Here is a 14,738-nt window from a genome sequence, read left to right on the forward strand (position 1 = left end):
TCCTGTCTGAGGCTCATGGTGTCTTTTACGTTCCAGGGCATGATTGGATCCGGGCGTTGGACTGCCCGAAAGTGTCAACCATGTCCTCGTACACCTGTCAGCTATGTCTCCAGTCTGTACACGGCTGCAAAGAAAAGTAGGTGCCGCCCCGCACGGGGGCAACGCTAATAGACCGACACGAAAGCAAGGAAACGCGCCACGCAAGGAAACGCGACAATCAAGCAGGAAACCCAGCCCCCAACAAACGCCTTCGAGCCCCCCGCAGCCTCCACCTACTCACCCGCCAAAGAAAACTCAATATCCTGCGCACCTTCCCACAGCACGAGTTTCCCAAACGCCTCGAGATGCTCATGCCCTTCAACCATCGTAAAGAAGTGGTTGCCAGCAAGCTGCCCCATTTTGCTAGCAAAGCTCGAGCTCCCATAAACAAACAGGAATTCGGTTTCGCTGAATCCACCGGGATACAGAAGAATATCCCCGCGTGACGCGTGGCTGGTGTGATTTTCAAACGTGAGGCCGGTATCGAAGTCGCCCAACGGGATCCATACGGCTTCGCCGCTCCAGCGCGAATGAATCACTTTGTTCTTGAACGGCAGCAATTCGAGGAAACGCTGGCAGGTGTGCGGCGCCTTTTCTTCTTCCAGCCGGCCGACGAAGCGGAATGGGCCGGCGTTCACGTTGATCTTTTTCATGTCGTCCTTGACGCTCGAGTGTGTTTTGGAAGGCCGCTGCTCACCATCAGGCCTCGACGTCTTCGAGACTGAAAATCTCCGACTGGTCGTTGTACGAAAAGATCTCGCCATAACGGCCCCAGTCGATCACGGTATCGAGCGTTTCTTCCGCGGCTACGTCGGAGAGAAAGTCCTCAAGCTCCTGCTCGAAGCGCACGCGCGGCGCGCGATGGCCCGGGCGCTCGTTGAGCACCTTCTTGATACGCGCCGCGAGCGGCACGTTGCGCAGCAGGTGGTCCGCGAACATCAGCTTGCGCGCCTGCGTGCCCATCTCCGCGAACACGCGCGCGGGCGGCGTGAGCAGCAGGTCGCCGTCGCGCACATCGGCGAAACCAAGTTGCTGGAGCACTTCGGCGATCGGGAACAGGTCGTCCACTTCCAGATGCAGCGAGCGCGCGATCTCGGGCATGTCGGCGCGGCCGTGATAGGGCGCGGCCGCCAGCGTCTCGATCAACCCCGCCATCAGGTTCGTGGAAACGTCGGGCAAACGGCTGCCCACTTCGAGACGCCGTTGCGAGGCTTCGGCCGCTTCGCGCGCGGTCATTTTCGCGTAGATCTCGTCGACGAGCTTGCGGAACGCCGGGTCCAGGCGGTTGCGCGGATGCTTGAACGGCACCTTGATCTCCGCCACCACGCGCCCCGGATTCGACGACAAAACGAGAATACGGTCGCACATGAACACCGCTTCTTCGATATTGTGCGTGACGATCAGCATCGACTTGATCGGCATGCGGCCTTGCGTCCACAGGTCGAGCAAATCGGTACGCAGCGTTTCGGCGGTCAGCACGTCGAGCGCCGAAAACGGCTCGTCCATGAGCAGCAACGCCGGGTCCACCACCAGTGCGCGCGCGAAGCCCACGCGCTGGCGCATGCCGCCCGAGAGTTCGCGCGGGTAGGCGTTTTCGAAGCCGTCCAGGCCGATCAGGTCGATGGCCGCCAGCGCCCGCTCGCGGCGCTCGCGTGCGCCCACGCCCTGCGCTTCGAGGCCCGCTTCCACGTTCTGCAGCACCGTGAGCCACGGGAACAGCGCGAAGGTCTGGAACACCATCGAGACGCCTTCGGCGGGTCCTTCGAGCGGCTTGCCGAGCCAGTTCACTTCGCCCGAGGTGGCTTCGATCAGGCCGGAGATGATGCGCAGCAAGGTGGACTTGCCCGAGCCCGAACGGCCAAGCAGCCCGACAATCTCGCCTTCGCGCAGCGAGAGGTTGACGTCGTCGAGCACGAGGCGCTCGTCGTCCTTCTTCGCGAAGCCGCGCGAAACATGCTTCACGGCGAGCACTTCGTTGCCCGGCACGGGACGCACCGGCAGCAGGTCGGATGAGACGATCTTGGGATTCAGCATGGTTTACTCCATCTCAATCGAGACGCAGCCGGGACTCGGCGAACGTGTATAGCGGTCGCCAGAGCACGCGGTTGAACAGCGTGACGAACAGGGACATCATCGCGATGCCCAGAATGATTTTCGGGAAATCGCCGGCGGCGGTCGTCTGCGCGATATAGGCCCCCAGGCCGTGCGCCTCGAGCTTCGTGTCGCCCCACTGCACGAACTCGGACACGATGCTCGCGTTCCATGCGCCGCCCGAAGCGGTAATTGCGCCCGTGATGTAGTACGGGAAGATGCCCGGCAGCATCGCCTGACGCCACCACTGCCAGCCGCGGATGCGGAAGTTCTTCGCCGCTTCCTTGTAATCGTTCGGGTAGGCCGTGGCGCCCGCGATCACATTGAAGAGGATGTACCACTGCGTGCCCAGCACGATCAGCGGCGAGAGCCAGATATCCGGGTTCAGGTGGAAACGCACGATCACGATCACGAACACAGGGAACAGCAGGTTCGCCGGGAACGCCGCAAGGAACTGCGCGAGCGGCTGGATCTTCTCGGCGAGCGCGGGACGCAGGCCAATCAGCACGCCGAGCGGCACCCAGATCACCGAAGCGATCGCAATCAGCAGCATCACGCGCAACAGCGTGATGAGGCCAAGCACGAACACATGGCCGACTTCGTCGAGCGTCACGCCCGTGCGCACGAAGGCGAACACGCGCCAGACCACGTAGGCCGTGAGCGCGATCACGAAGATGGCCCAAAGGATGTCGCCCACGCGTGAGCGCCTGGTGAGCGCGGCAGTCGCGACGGGCATGGCCTTCGGCAGTTGTACGCGAATCGGGATGCGCGCGAGCGTGGCGAGCAGGAAGCCCATCGGCACGAGCAGACGGTGAATCAGATGCGTGCGGCGAATCAGGTCGAGCAGCCACGAACCAGGCGCGTCGCCCGAACTCGTGGTCTCCATGCGGAACTTGTCGGCCCAGGCCACCAGCGGGCGGAACAGGAACTGGTCGTAGGCCAGGATCACCACCGTCATCGTGAGAATGACCCAGCCCACCGCGTGCAGGTTTTTCTCGGTGATCGCCTGCGCCAGATACGCGCCGATGCCCGGCAGCGTGATCGTGTTGTTGCCCACCGTGATCGCTTCAGACGCCACCACGAAGAACCAGCCGCCCGACATCGACATCATCATGTTCCAGATGAGGCCCGGCATCGAGAACGGCACTTCGAGCTTCCAGAAGCGCTGCCACGCGGTGAGGTGAAAACCGCGCGAGACTTCATCCAGATCGCGCGGCACCGTGCGCAACGACTGGTAGAAGCTGAAGGTCATGTTCCAGGCCTGGCTCGTGAAGATCGCGAAGATCGCGGCAAGCTCCGCGCCCAGCACGCGCGAAGGCACCAGCGCGAGAAAGAACGTGACGGTAAACGAAATGTAGCCGAGCACCGGCACCGATTGCAGGATGTCGAGGATCGGCACCAGCACCTGACCCGCGCGCCGGCTCTTGGCCGCGAGCGTGCCGTAGACCAGCGTGAACACGAGCGAGGCGACCATCGCCGCGAGCATGCGCAGCGTGGTGCGCATGGCGTACTCGGGCAGCATCGACGGGTCGAGCGAGATCGCCTGGGTCTTGAGCGTGGCGATGGGCGCCAAGGTCTGATGGAAACCCACCACGGCCATGGCGATCAGGCAAATGATGAGCGGGAACGCCACGAAATCCCAGCGATTGGGCAGCACGCGCCACGCCGAAGCGTTGGCCGTACGGTTCAGGTTGAATCTGAACTCCATCAGCGGCCTCCTTGGGCAGATGCATGCGCGGCGCCGCGTGCGCGCGGTGCGCGGCGTGTCGTTCGCATCGAGCGATTGAACAGGTTGAACTGATTCATATTTGAAGCACCAGCGTTTCTGGATGTTGCTGTTTATTGCTGGCGGCCCTTGCGCCTCGCTTGCATCGCCAAACCGCTGGCGACGCAGGCGCGCGGGGCCGCGCTTTCTTGTCGATCTCGTGTCTTGCTCTCGCAAGCTACGTCATCGCGGTGCGCCCCGGAACATCCATGCGCGCAAGTCCCGCCAGCGCGCGGCGAGGCTCGAATAGCGGCACGACGGAGCGGCCGGCGCGCGCTGGCGGGCGCCGATCACATCGGGATGGAGGTCTCGCCGCGTTTGCGGCAGTTGCGGCAGTTGCGGCAGAAGAAGGCCGAAGTTCATGCTGAATCTCCTCGCGTCTCACATTCGCGTGGACGCAATGGGGAGGAAAGCCAGCAGACCCGGCTGCGCGATGCCAAATTTGGCGCGCTACAGCGGCTTTACGTCTGCGCGCTTTCCTCAGGGAACGAAAAAAGGAAGCGGCATAACGGATAACTGTCACTGTCGGACATCGGAACTCCTCATCGTCACGGCGACGCGCGCGGCAGGCCGGATCGGCCTGGGCCATGCGCAACGCAAGTGGCGGCCCATGCGATACGCCACATCGACTGCCGATGCGCGCAACGAACGGACCGTGCTGCGAGCGAGATTCGCTCACGGCGCGATATCGGCCAGACGCTGCGCGCGAAACAAACACGCGGCGGCGCCGGGTCGACGCTAATTAGAGTGCACGAGGATTACTGCTGGACGCGCACCATCTGCCTGGCTGGCAAGACGGCGGCTGAAAGAAAAGGAGCGCGGACGTCGTGCCGGTCAGGCAGCGAAACTATTCGAAGATCGACAACTGCTACTGTCCAAGGCGTCAGCCCCTTTTGTTAAGACGGGCGAATTTTAGTCACGCCCACTGCCGGAAGTCAACACGATTCGCGCCCCGCGTCAAATGTCGTGCCAATGCCGCCACACGGCCACTGCGCGGCCATTGCACGGCCACTGAGCAGGCATCGTCGTGACGCGGGACGGTGCATTCGATACCCTTGCCTTTTCCGGCCCCGTTTTATCCAGCCTTGAGACGGTACGCGAGCGATTGTGGGCTTGCCGCTGCGATGTGCATTGGGGGCGAGCCCGTCGGTCCGAGTCTGCCCGCCCGCTTCAGGCGCGCTTGCGCATCGGCTGCCGTGCGTCGCCGGCGCGCATGCGCTCCAGCCGCTCGCTGGCTTCGGCCAACACCCAGAACGGCGCGCTCTGCAACTGCTGGTCGTAGACACCGACGATCGCCTTGACCGCCTCGAACTGCGTGTCGTCGAGCCGCCATGCGTTTTCGGCGCCGCCCTGCGCGAAGCACGCGAGGATCGCTTCGTCGGCGCAGCGGACCTGCTCGGGCGTCAAGGTGCCGTAGCCCGCGCCGGCAATCGACTGCGCGAGCACGTGCGCATGCAGGAGCGCCTGCGCGTCGTGCTGGGCGCCGCCCGCGTGCAACGACGCGAGCGCGAGATGCACTTGCAGCGCGAGTTCGTCCGCGCTCGCGCGCGGCATCGGCAGCAACTCGGCCTTACTGCGCCGGGCGCGGGTCGTCTTGTGCTGCGGAAAGAGGATTGTCTTGGCCATATCGCACATTGGTATCGATTCAGGTGCATTAGCGTGCATTAATGTGCATTAACGGCACGCAGCGCCCAAGGTTGAGCGCCGCAGCACGAGATCGATGTAACTCCATGTGACGGGCCCGCGCCGGTGCGCGCCGACAGCCTGCTTGCGGCCGCGCTAGCGCGCGTCGTCCGGTGCGCGGCGGGCGGCCATGAAGGCCTCCACGTGGCGGATGGCCGCCTCGCACTGTTCGAGTGTCAGATGGTGGATCGACGGATTCGGCAGATCGAAGCCGAGTTCCTCGGCAAGCCAGCGCAGCGCGCGGCCACGCGCCTCGAAGACATTCACCTTGTCGCGCCGCACCTTGGCGGCGACGAGCGGCTCGAGCGCATCGTGCAAACGGCTCTTGGCGTCGCGCAGCGCGGCGTTGGCAAGCCGCCCGAGCGGTACGTTGCGGGTGCTGCGCGCGGGCACGCCAATCCAGGCCTCACAGGCCGCGCAGACCCAGAGCGGGCCGTGATCGTCGCGGTATGGATAGGCTTCATCGCCGTAACGGGCGAGCAGCGCTTTCGCGCCGCAGTAGTCGCACAGCGGCTGCGGCAGCGCCTTGACCGGGCGGCCTACGCGCATGCGCGGCTCCCTCGGGAAAAAGTCGACGGTTGCATAAACTTGCTTGCTTCGTGATTGCGATTGCGATTGTGCTGTTGTCGCATCGCGGCTGGTACGCGGTTGGATTGCATTTGAGTTGCGGTTGGGCCGAGCGCGATGGTGCCGTCCTGAATGACGCGCATGCGAAAACGCACTTCAGGCTCGCTGCGCTGAGCCGGCGCCAATCAGGCGTCCACGCCCACGATCACGCTCGACGCCTTGAAGAGCGCCGATGCCGCCTTGCCCGCTGCCAGGCCGAGACGGTCCACGCTGTCGTTCGTGACGATGGCCGCGATCTGCGCGCCGCCCGGCGCCGCGATCACGACCTCGGCGTTCACCGCGCCCGTCGTGACCGAAGCGATGGTGCCCGCGACGACGTTGCGCGTGGAGACCTTGCTGGCGTCGCCGTCGACCATCACGATCACCGAAGAAGCCTTCACGAGTGCAAATGCGCTCTTGCCCGCCGCGAGGCCCAGCGACGCGGCGCTGCCGTGCGTGATGATGGCGACGATCTCGAGGCCGCCGTCGACGCGCAGCGTGACTTCGTCGTTGACCGCGCCGGGCTTGACCGCGGCGATCTGGCCGGCGAAATGATTGCGTGCGCTGGTACGCATGAGCGTCTCTCCTGGGAATTCACGAAATGACGAAAGAACCGGCGCACCAGGTCGCGCGCCGGCGAGATGTCCGGATGCCGGCGCCCAGTGTAGCGGCGCAGCCCACTCACGCACAGGTGTTATCGGAAACATTGCCCGTCTGGCCAGGTGCATGAACCCGACAGTCCGTCGTAATATATGCTCCTTTATAACGCTACGGGGTAGAACCGATGATCCGCAAGCTGATCGCGTCTGTCGTGGTGATGTCCGGCGTGCTCGCCGCGAGCACGGGCGCATTCGCGGCAGACGGCAGCGATGTCAACGTGCTTTATGCAGGCTCGCTCGTGAATCTGATGGAAAAGAGCGTGGGGCCGGCATTCGAGAAGGAAACCGGCCTGCATTTCAAGGGCTACGCGGCCGGCTCGAACAAGATCGCCAACGAAGTGAAGGGCAAGCTGCGCCGTGGCGACGTGTTCATCAGCGCGAGCCCGAAGGTCAACGCGAATCTCATGGGCGACGCGAACGGCAATCATGTTGCGTGGTACGTCAACTTCGCCGAGTCGCCGCTCCTGATCGGCTACAACCCGAAAAGCCGCTTCGCCGCCGATTTCAAGACGAAGAAATGGGACGCCGTGCTGCGTGAGCCGGGCATCCGCATTGGCCGCACCGATCCCAAGCTCGACCCGAAGGGCGCCTTCACGGTCGAGCTCATGACGAAGGCGGCTCAGGCGTACAACCAGCCGGACCTCGTCGAAAAGACGCTCGGCGCGCCGGAGAATCCCGCCCAGGTGCTGCCGGAAGAAACGCTCGTGGGCCGTTTGCAGTCGGGCCAGCTCGACGCAGGCTTCTTCTACTCGACCGAAACGTCCGACCTGAAGATTCCGTCGATCCACCCCGCGCCCGAACTGGAGATCAAGGCCAATTACACGCTCACGATCCTGAATGACGCGCCCAACAGCGCGGGCGCCGCGCGCTTCGTCAACTTCCTGCTGAGCGCCGAAGGCCGCAAGCTGCTCGCCGAGCATGGCGTGGACATCAAGAAGCCCACGGTAAACGGCAACGGCGGGGGCATTCCGTCGTCGGTGCAGGCCGTGATCGACGCCGCACAGCAATGACCCCGCAATCATGACCCAACCCGCGAAGCGCGCCGCAAGGCCGCTCTGGTGGCTCGGCGCCCTGCTCGCGGTCTATCTGTGCGCGCCGTTTTTCGCCAGCATTCCGCAGATTGGCCAGGCGGACTGGGCCGGCGTCGACTGGCACACCATGGGCTCGGCGGTGGGCGTCTCGGTGGCGAGCGCCAGCGTCGCCGCGCTCGTCATCCTCGTGGGCGGCGTGCCGCTCGGTTACTGGCTCGCGCGTTCGCGCGCGCGCGGCGTCGCCGTGCTCGGCTTCGTCGTGCAATTGCCGCTCGCGCTGCCGCCACTCACGAGCGGCATCCTGCTGCTGTTTCTGATCGGCCCGTATAGCGCCCTCGGCCAGTTCTTCGACGGCGCGCTCACCGATTCCTTCACGGGCATCGTGCTCGCCGAGACCTTCGTGGCCGCGCCATTCCTGATCGTGGCGGCACGCTCGGCGTTCGCCGCCGTCGATCCGGTCTACGACGACGTCGCCGCCACGCTCGGCCATCGCGCCGCCAGCCGCTTCTTCCGCGTCACGTTGCCGATCGCGTGGCCCGCCATCCGCGCGGGGCTCGCGCTCGCGTGGCTGCGCGCGTTCGGCGAATTCGGCGCCACGGTGATGGTCGCCTATCACCCGTACTCACTGCCGGTCTACACCTACGTGGTATTCGGCGGCCAGGGGCTGCCGGCGATGATGCCGCTCTTGCTGCCGACGCTCGGCATCGCGATCGTGTGCGCGGTGCTCTCGGTGTATAGCCGAGGCGCGCGCGTCACGCTCGCGGTGAGCACCGACAACAGCGACGAGCTCACCGCACTCACGCCGGTCGCGGCGGCCAATACCGGGACCAATAATGCGACCAATGACGGGGCCAGCGGCTGGGCCAGCGGCGGCGCCAACAACCGCGCCAACCAGAGCACACACAGCGGCACACACAGCAGCACGAGCATCGGCGCGGAAGCGGGCGATGCACGGCTCGCGTTCGCGGCGCAACGGCGCCTTGGCACCTTCACGCTCGACGTCGCCTGGCAGCCGCGCACGCGGCGGCTCGCGATCATCGGGCCCTCGGGCTCGGGCAAGTCGCTCGCGCTGCGCATCGTCGCGGGTCTCGAGCGCAACGACGCGGGCTTCGTCTCGCTCGGCGCGGCCGACATCGGCGCGCTGCCGCCCGAGCGCCGCCAGATCGGCTATATGCCGCAGGACTACGGCCTCTTTCCGCACATGACGGTGGCGCAGCAACTGGCGTTTCCCGTCGATGCCGACGCCGCCAGCGCACGCTACTGGCTCGCGCATCTGGGCCTCGACACGCTCACGCAGCGCCTGCCGCGCCAGCTCTCGTTCGGCCAGCGCCAGCGCGTGGCGCTCGCGCGCGCGCTCACGCGGCACAGCCAGATGCTGCTGTTCGACGAGCCGTTCGCCGCGCTCGACACGCCGCGCCGGCGCCGGTTGCAGCAAACGCTGCGCGCGCTACAGCGCGAAATCAGCGCGGTGACCGTGATCGTCACGCACGATCCCGACGAAGCCGCCCTGCTCGCCGACGAAGTGCTCGTGATCGAACATGGCCGCACCTTGCAGGCCGGTCCCGTCGACGAGGTATTCGCGCGGCCCGCGTCTCTGCGCGTGGCGCAATTGCTCGGACTGCACAACATTGGCGTGGGCGTCGTGCTCGACTCGGGCGAGATCGAAACGGCTGGCGGACTGCGTTTGCCATGCAGGCGCGATTGCGCAGACGCGCCGCTCGCCACGGGCATGCACGTGATGTGGCGCGTGTCGCCCCGCGCGCTGCGCGCGACATCGGGCGGCCCGCTCGAAGGCCGCCTCGCCGGCGTCTCGCTGCGCCACGGCGACCGCTACGTCACGGTCGAGCTGGCCGGCGAAACCTTCGACATCCCCGCAGATGACGCGGCGTTCCCACACGCCGGCACGCACGCGAGCGCCCTGTGCTTCGAGATCGACCCTGCGGGCGTTTCCGCGTGGCCCGCCGCGCACTCCTGAAAAGCCTCACCTTTTGGTGCCGTCACGCTCTCGAAGGCGTCATGCCGAGCGTTGCGGCGCCATGCAAAAAGCCTTGTTTTCCAGTGTTTTCAAGGCTTTCTGCGTGAACGGTTAGTGTCTCGAAGCAACCGCACGCACCGCTCCTGAATATCCTCACCTTTGGCATGCAGGCGCGGCTTCGCCCATCGAGTCGAAAAAGATTCGTATCGCTTAACCTGGGACTACCAGGAAATTTTTTGCCGCAATCCGGCGAAGAATCGGACGAATTCTCGTGCAAACGACACGTTTGGGGTGAGTGGCCAGGCGGCATTGCGCTTCACCTCGGCTCACACGAGGCCGCGCACGCATGGCTGCGCACCGCTCCTGAAAACGCTCACCTTTCGCACGACGACGCTTTATTGCGAACGCCTTCGGCTCAAATCACGAAGCGGCTATCCTCGTCCAATACCTTTGGCAGCGGCATGAGATCCGCGCGCGCGAAGCGGATCAGCGAGAACGCGCGTATGCCCTGCGGGCTGGCCGGAAGGTGCGCGAGCGGGAACACGATCTCCGCACCGTTGCCCGGCGCGCCTTGCTCGATCACGACGTTCATCGGGCTCAGCCGCACATGCTTCATCACGACATTCGCGTGCTGCGCGGGATGCGCGAGGACGTCGCAAATCACGTCCATTTCGTGCTCGAGTGCGTCCGACTTCAGCCCGAGTGCTGCGAGCGCCTGCTCGTTCGCCTCGATCTGGGCCTCGATTTGCGCCTCGATTTGCGCAAGCTCCGCGGCATTCGCGACCGCGCGCTCGCCCACCATCTTCTGCGTGCCCGCGCCCTGGCGCGTGAGCAACTGGCGGCGCGTGCGCAACAGCGCACGCTCCTGTTCCAGCGCGTCGCGGCGCGACTCGTCGGCGCCGATCTGCGCGAGGCCTTCGAGCGCAATCTGCTCCACCACGCGCTGCACGATCTGCTCGCGCAGGTCCGCTTCGGACTCGCCGCACACGCGCACCAGGTGATCGTCGAAGCTCAGCGTGGTCTGGGCGACGTCGGCGTGCACCTGGTCGCCATACTGCTCGACGCCGAAGCTGCGGCGCTCCATCATCGCCATGCCCAGCACGGCCCAGGTTTCGCGCGCGAGCGGATGGCTCTCGAACCACGCATGGAGTTCGGGCGAGCGGCTCAGCATGTGCGCGACCTCGTCGGGCGCGGCGAAGAATGCGTGGATATAGGGATCGGCGAGCCAGTTCGCGGCACTCGCCTCGCGCGCGGGCGGCAACCGGTCGACGATTTCGCGCACGTATGCGACCGACTGCGCGAGCGCGGGAGACAGCCGCTCGCGATAGTCATGCGCGAGTTTCAGCGAGGGGCTGAGCACGATCAGCCGGTCGACGAGCGCGCGTGTCTGCGCCGTCTCCTGAACCGGCATCGCGCGTTTGCGCGGCCACAGTCGGTCGAAAAAGCCCATGATGCCACTCCGTAGCGCGGCGCCAGCGGCATTCGGGGGGCGGGCCGGCCAGCGCGTATCGCGAGTCACTATATCGTGACTCGCTTGCACGCCGATGACAGGTTACGGCACCGCGCCACTCCCGAAAACACTCACCCTTGCCAATCCAGTCAAGACGCTTTTATAGAAAAAATCCGCGAAGCAACTTACCAATATGAAGGCAAAAAACGCTTTTTCAGCACCGCTCAGTGAATATCCGCTCCCGCAGACACTCACCTTTGCCATTCGCAAACGGCGTTGACTGTTTGCCATACTCACCATTGAGCCCGATTCATTCGGAATCGCCCCCCGAATTCCCTCACCTTTAAGTCACGCGTTTGAGTTCGTTACGCGGTTCTCTAACGGCACCGCGATATCTCATCTATTTAGTTCGGATATCGAATCGATCGCTATCAGCCGGCTCTACGAGGAAATTGAGAAGCCGCGCGCGGCGTAGCCGTTACCATCGCGCTTTTTCGCTACGCCAGTTGCCGTTCTGTTTAACGTTTCGTTCGAGAAAATCGCGACACAGGGAGCCAAACCATGAATAACGATCCATTGCATTCGATGCCGCACGGCGCTTGGCCTGCGCGCGCGCGGCGCCTCGCGGCACCGCTCGCCTGCGCGGCGCTCGCGTTCGCTTGCGCAACGGCCTTCGCGCAAAGTGACGCCTCGGCCGATGCCAGCGTGCAATCGGGTGCTCAGCAAAACGCCACGCCAGCGGCCTCGGCCACGGCGAGCCCCTCGGGCAACGCCGCCGAAGTCGGCAAGCTCTCCATCGAGCAGCAGGTGCGCTGGCTTCAGCGCGCGCAAAAGAGCGGCGCGCTCGTGAAGATGAGCGACGCGCAACTCACGGCGCTCTTCCAGGCGTTCGATCCGCTTGTCGTGCCCGCGCTCATCCAGCTCGGCCCGTCGGGATATCCGTCGTACGAATTCGTGCTCTCGCGCTGGGAGCGACTGAACGGCAAGTGGCCCGGCAAGCCCGCGCACATGCTCGTGAAGCTCGAGCGCGATCCTCTGCGCATCTACGCGAAGTGGCTGCCCGACGGCGAGCATGCGGGCGAAGAGGTGATCTACGACGCCTCGAAGCGCACCGATCAGATGTACGGGCATCTGGGCGGCGTGCTCGGTGTCATGCCGATGTGGACGGCACTCGACGGCTCGCTCGCGCGCTCGCAGTCGAACCACAAGATCACGGATCTCGGCACGGAGTTCATCGTGAGCCAGTTCATGACGGACGCGAAAAAATACGCCGAAGTGGGCGCGCCGTACAAGCCGCAAGTGGAAGTGAAGACGCTCGGCGGTGTGCGCGTGGTGGCGCTCACTTATGTCTCGCCAGCCGGCAAGCCGCAGTTCTATGCGAAGAAGCAGACGCTCGGGCTCGACCTGCGCCGTCCATATTTCCGCACCGTCGAGGCTTACGACAACGATGGCCAGATCCTCGAAAAAATCGTGATCGAAAGCATCACGCCGAAGACCTTCGAAGCCGAGGCCTTCGATCCGAAGAATCCCGATTACAAGTTCTGATACGCGCTTGCGCCACGCCGTATCGCAACGCATCGCCACTCAGGACAAAGGTGAGGGTTTTCGGGGGCGCCGACTCCTGGAATTCCTCACCATTGCGTAATGGCCGGTGAGGTCGCCGCGCGTTGCTCGGCTCACCATGAGCAGGACTCTCCTGGAACGGCTCACCTCAAGTTCATTTCGAACTCAACTCAGCGCCCCAACGCAATGCGCACCGGGCGACAAAAAATACGCTTAGAACAATTAAAGACATAAAGCGTCGGCTTGATGCTCGCACCATTGGCGCCTTCAACTATCGCGCTCGCGCTTTGCAATGGCGCGACGGCCTTGCAGGCAGCCGAGCAGGTTCGTCGGCGTTCAGGCGAGCACAAAGGTGAGTGTTTGCGGGAGCGTGCTGCGCACGGCGCTCGATACGCTCACCTCATCTCCTGGAATTCCTCACCTTTACCGGCGGCGATGAAAATGCGGTGCCCGAACTGTTCTTTCGTGCGCCTGTGCCGTTGTGTTGAACACCGCACACAAGGGCGGTGATAGCGGTGGCATTCGCTGGCGACCGTGAGCTATAAGATTACCAATTACTTTCATTTTGCTATCAACGGCGGAGGGAAAGTAAGTCATTGGTTGCCAACCACAAGCAGCATGACAGGCGGTAATCAGACGAACGGATTCGGCCGGGCAGGCGCAAGCGGCAACGCGGCGCAGTATCGCGGAGCAGTTACGCGAGATCGCCCCAGCCGGAACGTGTCAGACAAGCGCTCAAAGCAGCGCGCATAGCGTTGCATGAGCACGCGCTCCTGACTACGGGGTAACGCGGTGAAGGACATCACAATCGTCATATGCAGCTACAACTACGAGCGCTTTCTGCGCGAAGCGATCGACTCGGCGCTCGCCCAGCAACCGCAACGAACCCAGGTCGTCGTGATCGACGATGGCTCGACCGACGGTTCGCGCGCCATCCTCGCGAGCTACGGTTCGCGCGTCATACCGGTTTTGAAGGCCAATGGCGGCCAGGCGAGTTCGTATAACCTCGGCCTGGAAATGGCCGATACCGAGTACATCCTGTATCTCGACTCCGACGATGTCCTTTACGAAGGCGCGGTTGCGCGCGTGCTCGACATGTTCGAGCGCGGCGGCTATGCGAAAGTGCAATTCACGCTGGACGTGATCGACGGAGAAAGCCGCTCCACCGGCGTCTGCGTGCCGCATTCGCAACCGCCCGCCGAATGCGCGGGACTGCTGCGCAACGGCTGGCTCTATCCGTCGCCGCCGGCTTCGGGCAACGCGTATCGCGTCAGCGCGCTCAAACGCATCTTGCCGTTGCCGAAGACGACTCGCCGTGGCATTGCCGCCGACTTCTTCGCCATTTACGGCGTCGCCCTGGTGGGGCAGGTGGGGGTCATCGAGACACCGCTTGGCGGCTATCGCGTGCATCGGATGCCCAACGACGGCACGGCGCAAAGCGCGGCGGCCGCAACGCCGCGCGCGGGGCTCTCGATTGCGAACAGTCAGGACGTTGCCGAAGTCGTGCGCGCCTTTCCGCAGCGCTGGGACGCGCTGCGCGAACTCGTGAGCGAGCGCCTCGGCGAGCAGTTGCCCGAGCAGGCCATGGACTTCTCGTATGAAAAAGCGCATCTGTGCATGCGGGTGTACGACGCACCGTTGTGGCGCCGCTGGCATTGGATCGTGTTCGACTCGCGGCGCTACTTCCGCTCGATTCTCTCGAATCCGTTCTGGACGACGCGCAAGAAGTTCGCAGCGGTCGCGTTGACGCTGCTGTGCCTGCTGCCGCTGCGCAGCGTCAGCGATCATGCGATTCGCTATCTCGCCAACCCGCTCGCGCGGGGCACCCAGGCTCATCGCTCCTGAACTTGTGGGGTTTTACCGATCGACGCCGTTC

General features: G+C 64.4%; 12 protein-coding genes. 4 read left to right on the forward strand and 8 right to left on the reverse strand.

Annotated features, from left to right (window positions below):
- Window positions 1–272: 272 nt before the first annotated feature.
- From L5014_RS19265 to L5014_RS19295, 7 genes are all read right to left on the reverse strand, one after another.
- Entirely contained in the window at window positions 273–692 is a 420-nt protein-coding gene (locus L5014_RS19265; RefSeq protein ID WP_238465341.1) for a DUF3830 family protein, read from the reverse strand.
- Window positions 693–738: 46 nt separating this feature from the next.
- Window positions 739–2,073 carry an ABC transporter ATP-binding protein gene (locus tag L5014_RS19270; RefSeq protein ID WP_238465342.1) on the reverse strand — a complete coding sequence of 445 codons (1,335 nt, stop codon included), beginning with the start codon at window positions 2,071–2,073 and terminating at the stop codon, window positions 739–741.
- 13 nt (window positions 2,074–2,086) lie between these two features.
- Complete coding sequence (locus tag L5014_RS19275) at window positions 2,087–3,838, reverse strand: ABC transporter permease (RefSeq protein WP_238465343.1); 1,752 nt, start codon at window positions 3,836–3,838, stop codon at window positions 2,087–2,089.
- Between the two features lie 240 nt (window positions 3,839–4,078).
- Window positions 4,079–4,258, reverse strand: a complete 180-nt coding sequence (locus L5014_RS19280; protein ID WP_238465344.1) for a hypothetical protein — start codon at window positions 4,256–4,258, stop codon at window positions 4,079–4,081.
- Between the two features lie 807 nt (window positions 4,259–5,065).
- On the reverse strand, window positions 5,066–5,521 hold the full coding sequence (locus L5014_RS19285; protein WP_238465345.1) for a hypothetical protein: 456 nt from the start codon (window positions 5,519–5,521) through the stop codon (window positions 5,066–5,068).
- Between the two features lie 153 nt (window positions 5,522–5,674).
- Entirely contained in the window at window positions 5,675–6,127 is a 453-nt protein-coding gene (locus L5014_RS19290) for a zinc-finger-containing protein (protein WP_238465346.1), read from the reverse strand.
- Window positions 6,128–6,330: 203 nt separating this feature from the next.
- Complete coding sequence (locus L5014_RS19295) at window positions 6,331–6,759, reverse strand: TOBE domain-containing protein (RefSeq protein WP_238465347.1); 429 nt, start codon at window positions 6,757–6,759, stop codon at window positions 6,331–6,333.
- A gap of 209 nt (window positions 6,760–6,968) precedes the next feature.
- Between L5014_RS19295 and L5014_RS19300 the strand changes: the two genes are divergently transcribed.
- Window positions 6,969–7,853, forward strand: a complete 885-nt coding sequence (locus L5014_RS19300) for an extracellular solute-binding protein (RefSeq protein WP_238465348.1) — start codon at window positions 6,969–6,971, stop codon at window positions 7,851–7,853.
- Between the two features lie 10 nt (window positions 7,854–7,863).
- Window positions 7,864–9,849 (forward strand): ABC transporter ATP-binding protein/permease, encoded by a 1,986-nt coding sequence (locus tag L5014_RS19305; RefSeq protein WP_238465349.1) that lies wholly within the window; start codon window positions 7,864–7,866, stop codon window positions 9,847–9,849.
- Between the two features lie 415 nt (window positions 9,850–10,264).
- Here the strand turns inward: L5014_RS19305 and L5014_RS19310 are convergent, their stop codons facing one another.
- A complete protein-coding gene (locus tag L5014_RS19310; RefSeq protein ID WP_238465350.1) occupies window positions 10,265–11,299 on the reverse strand; it encodes a hypothetical protein in 1,035 nt (344 codons plus the stop codon).
- Between the two features lie 561 nt (window positions 11,300–11,860).
- Between L5014_RS19310 and L5014_RS19315 the strand changes: the two genes are divergently transcribed.
- Window positions 11,861–12,844: a DUF1571 domain-containing protein gene (locus L5014_RS19315; protein ID WP_238465351.1), complete on the forward strand. Its 984-nt coding sequence runs from the start codon at window positions 11,861–11,863 to the stop codon at window positions 12,842–12,844.
- 810 nt (window positions 12,845–13,654) lie between these two features.
- Window positions 13,655–14,707: a glycosyltransferase family 2 protein gene (locus L5014_RS19320; protein WP_238465352.1), complete on the forward strand. Its 1,053-nt coding sequence runs from the start codon at window positions 13,655–13,657 to the stop codon at window positions 14,705–14,707.
- Window positions 14,708–14,738 lie beyond the last annotated feature (31 nt).

It is taken from the genome of Paraburkholderia tagetis (genome assembly GCF_022213065.1).
In the GTDB taxonomy this organism is placed as follows: Bacteria; Pseudomonadota; Gammaproteobacteria; order Burkholderiales; family Burkholderiaceae; genus Paraburkholderia; species Paraburkholderia tagetis.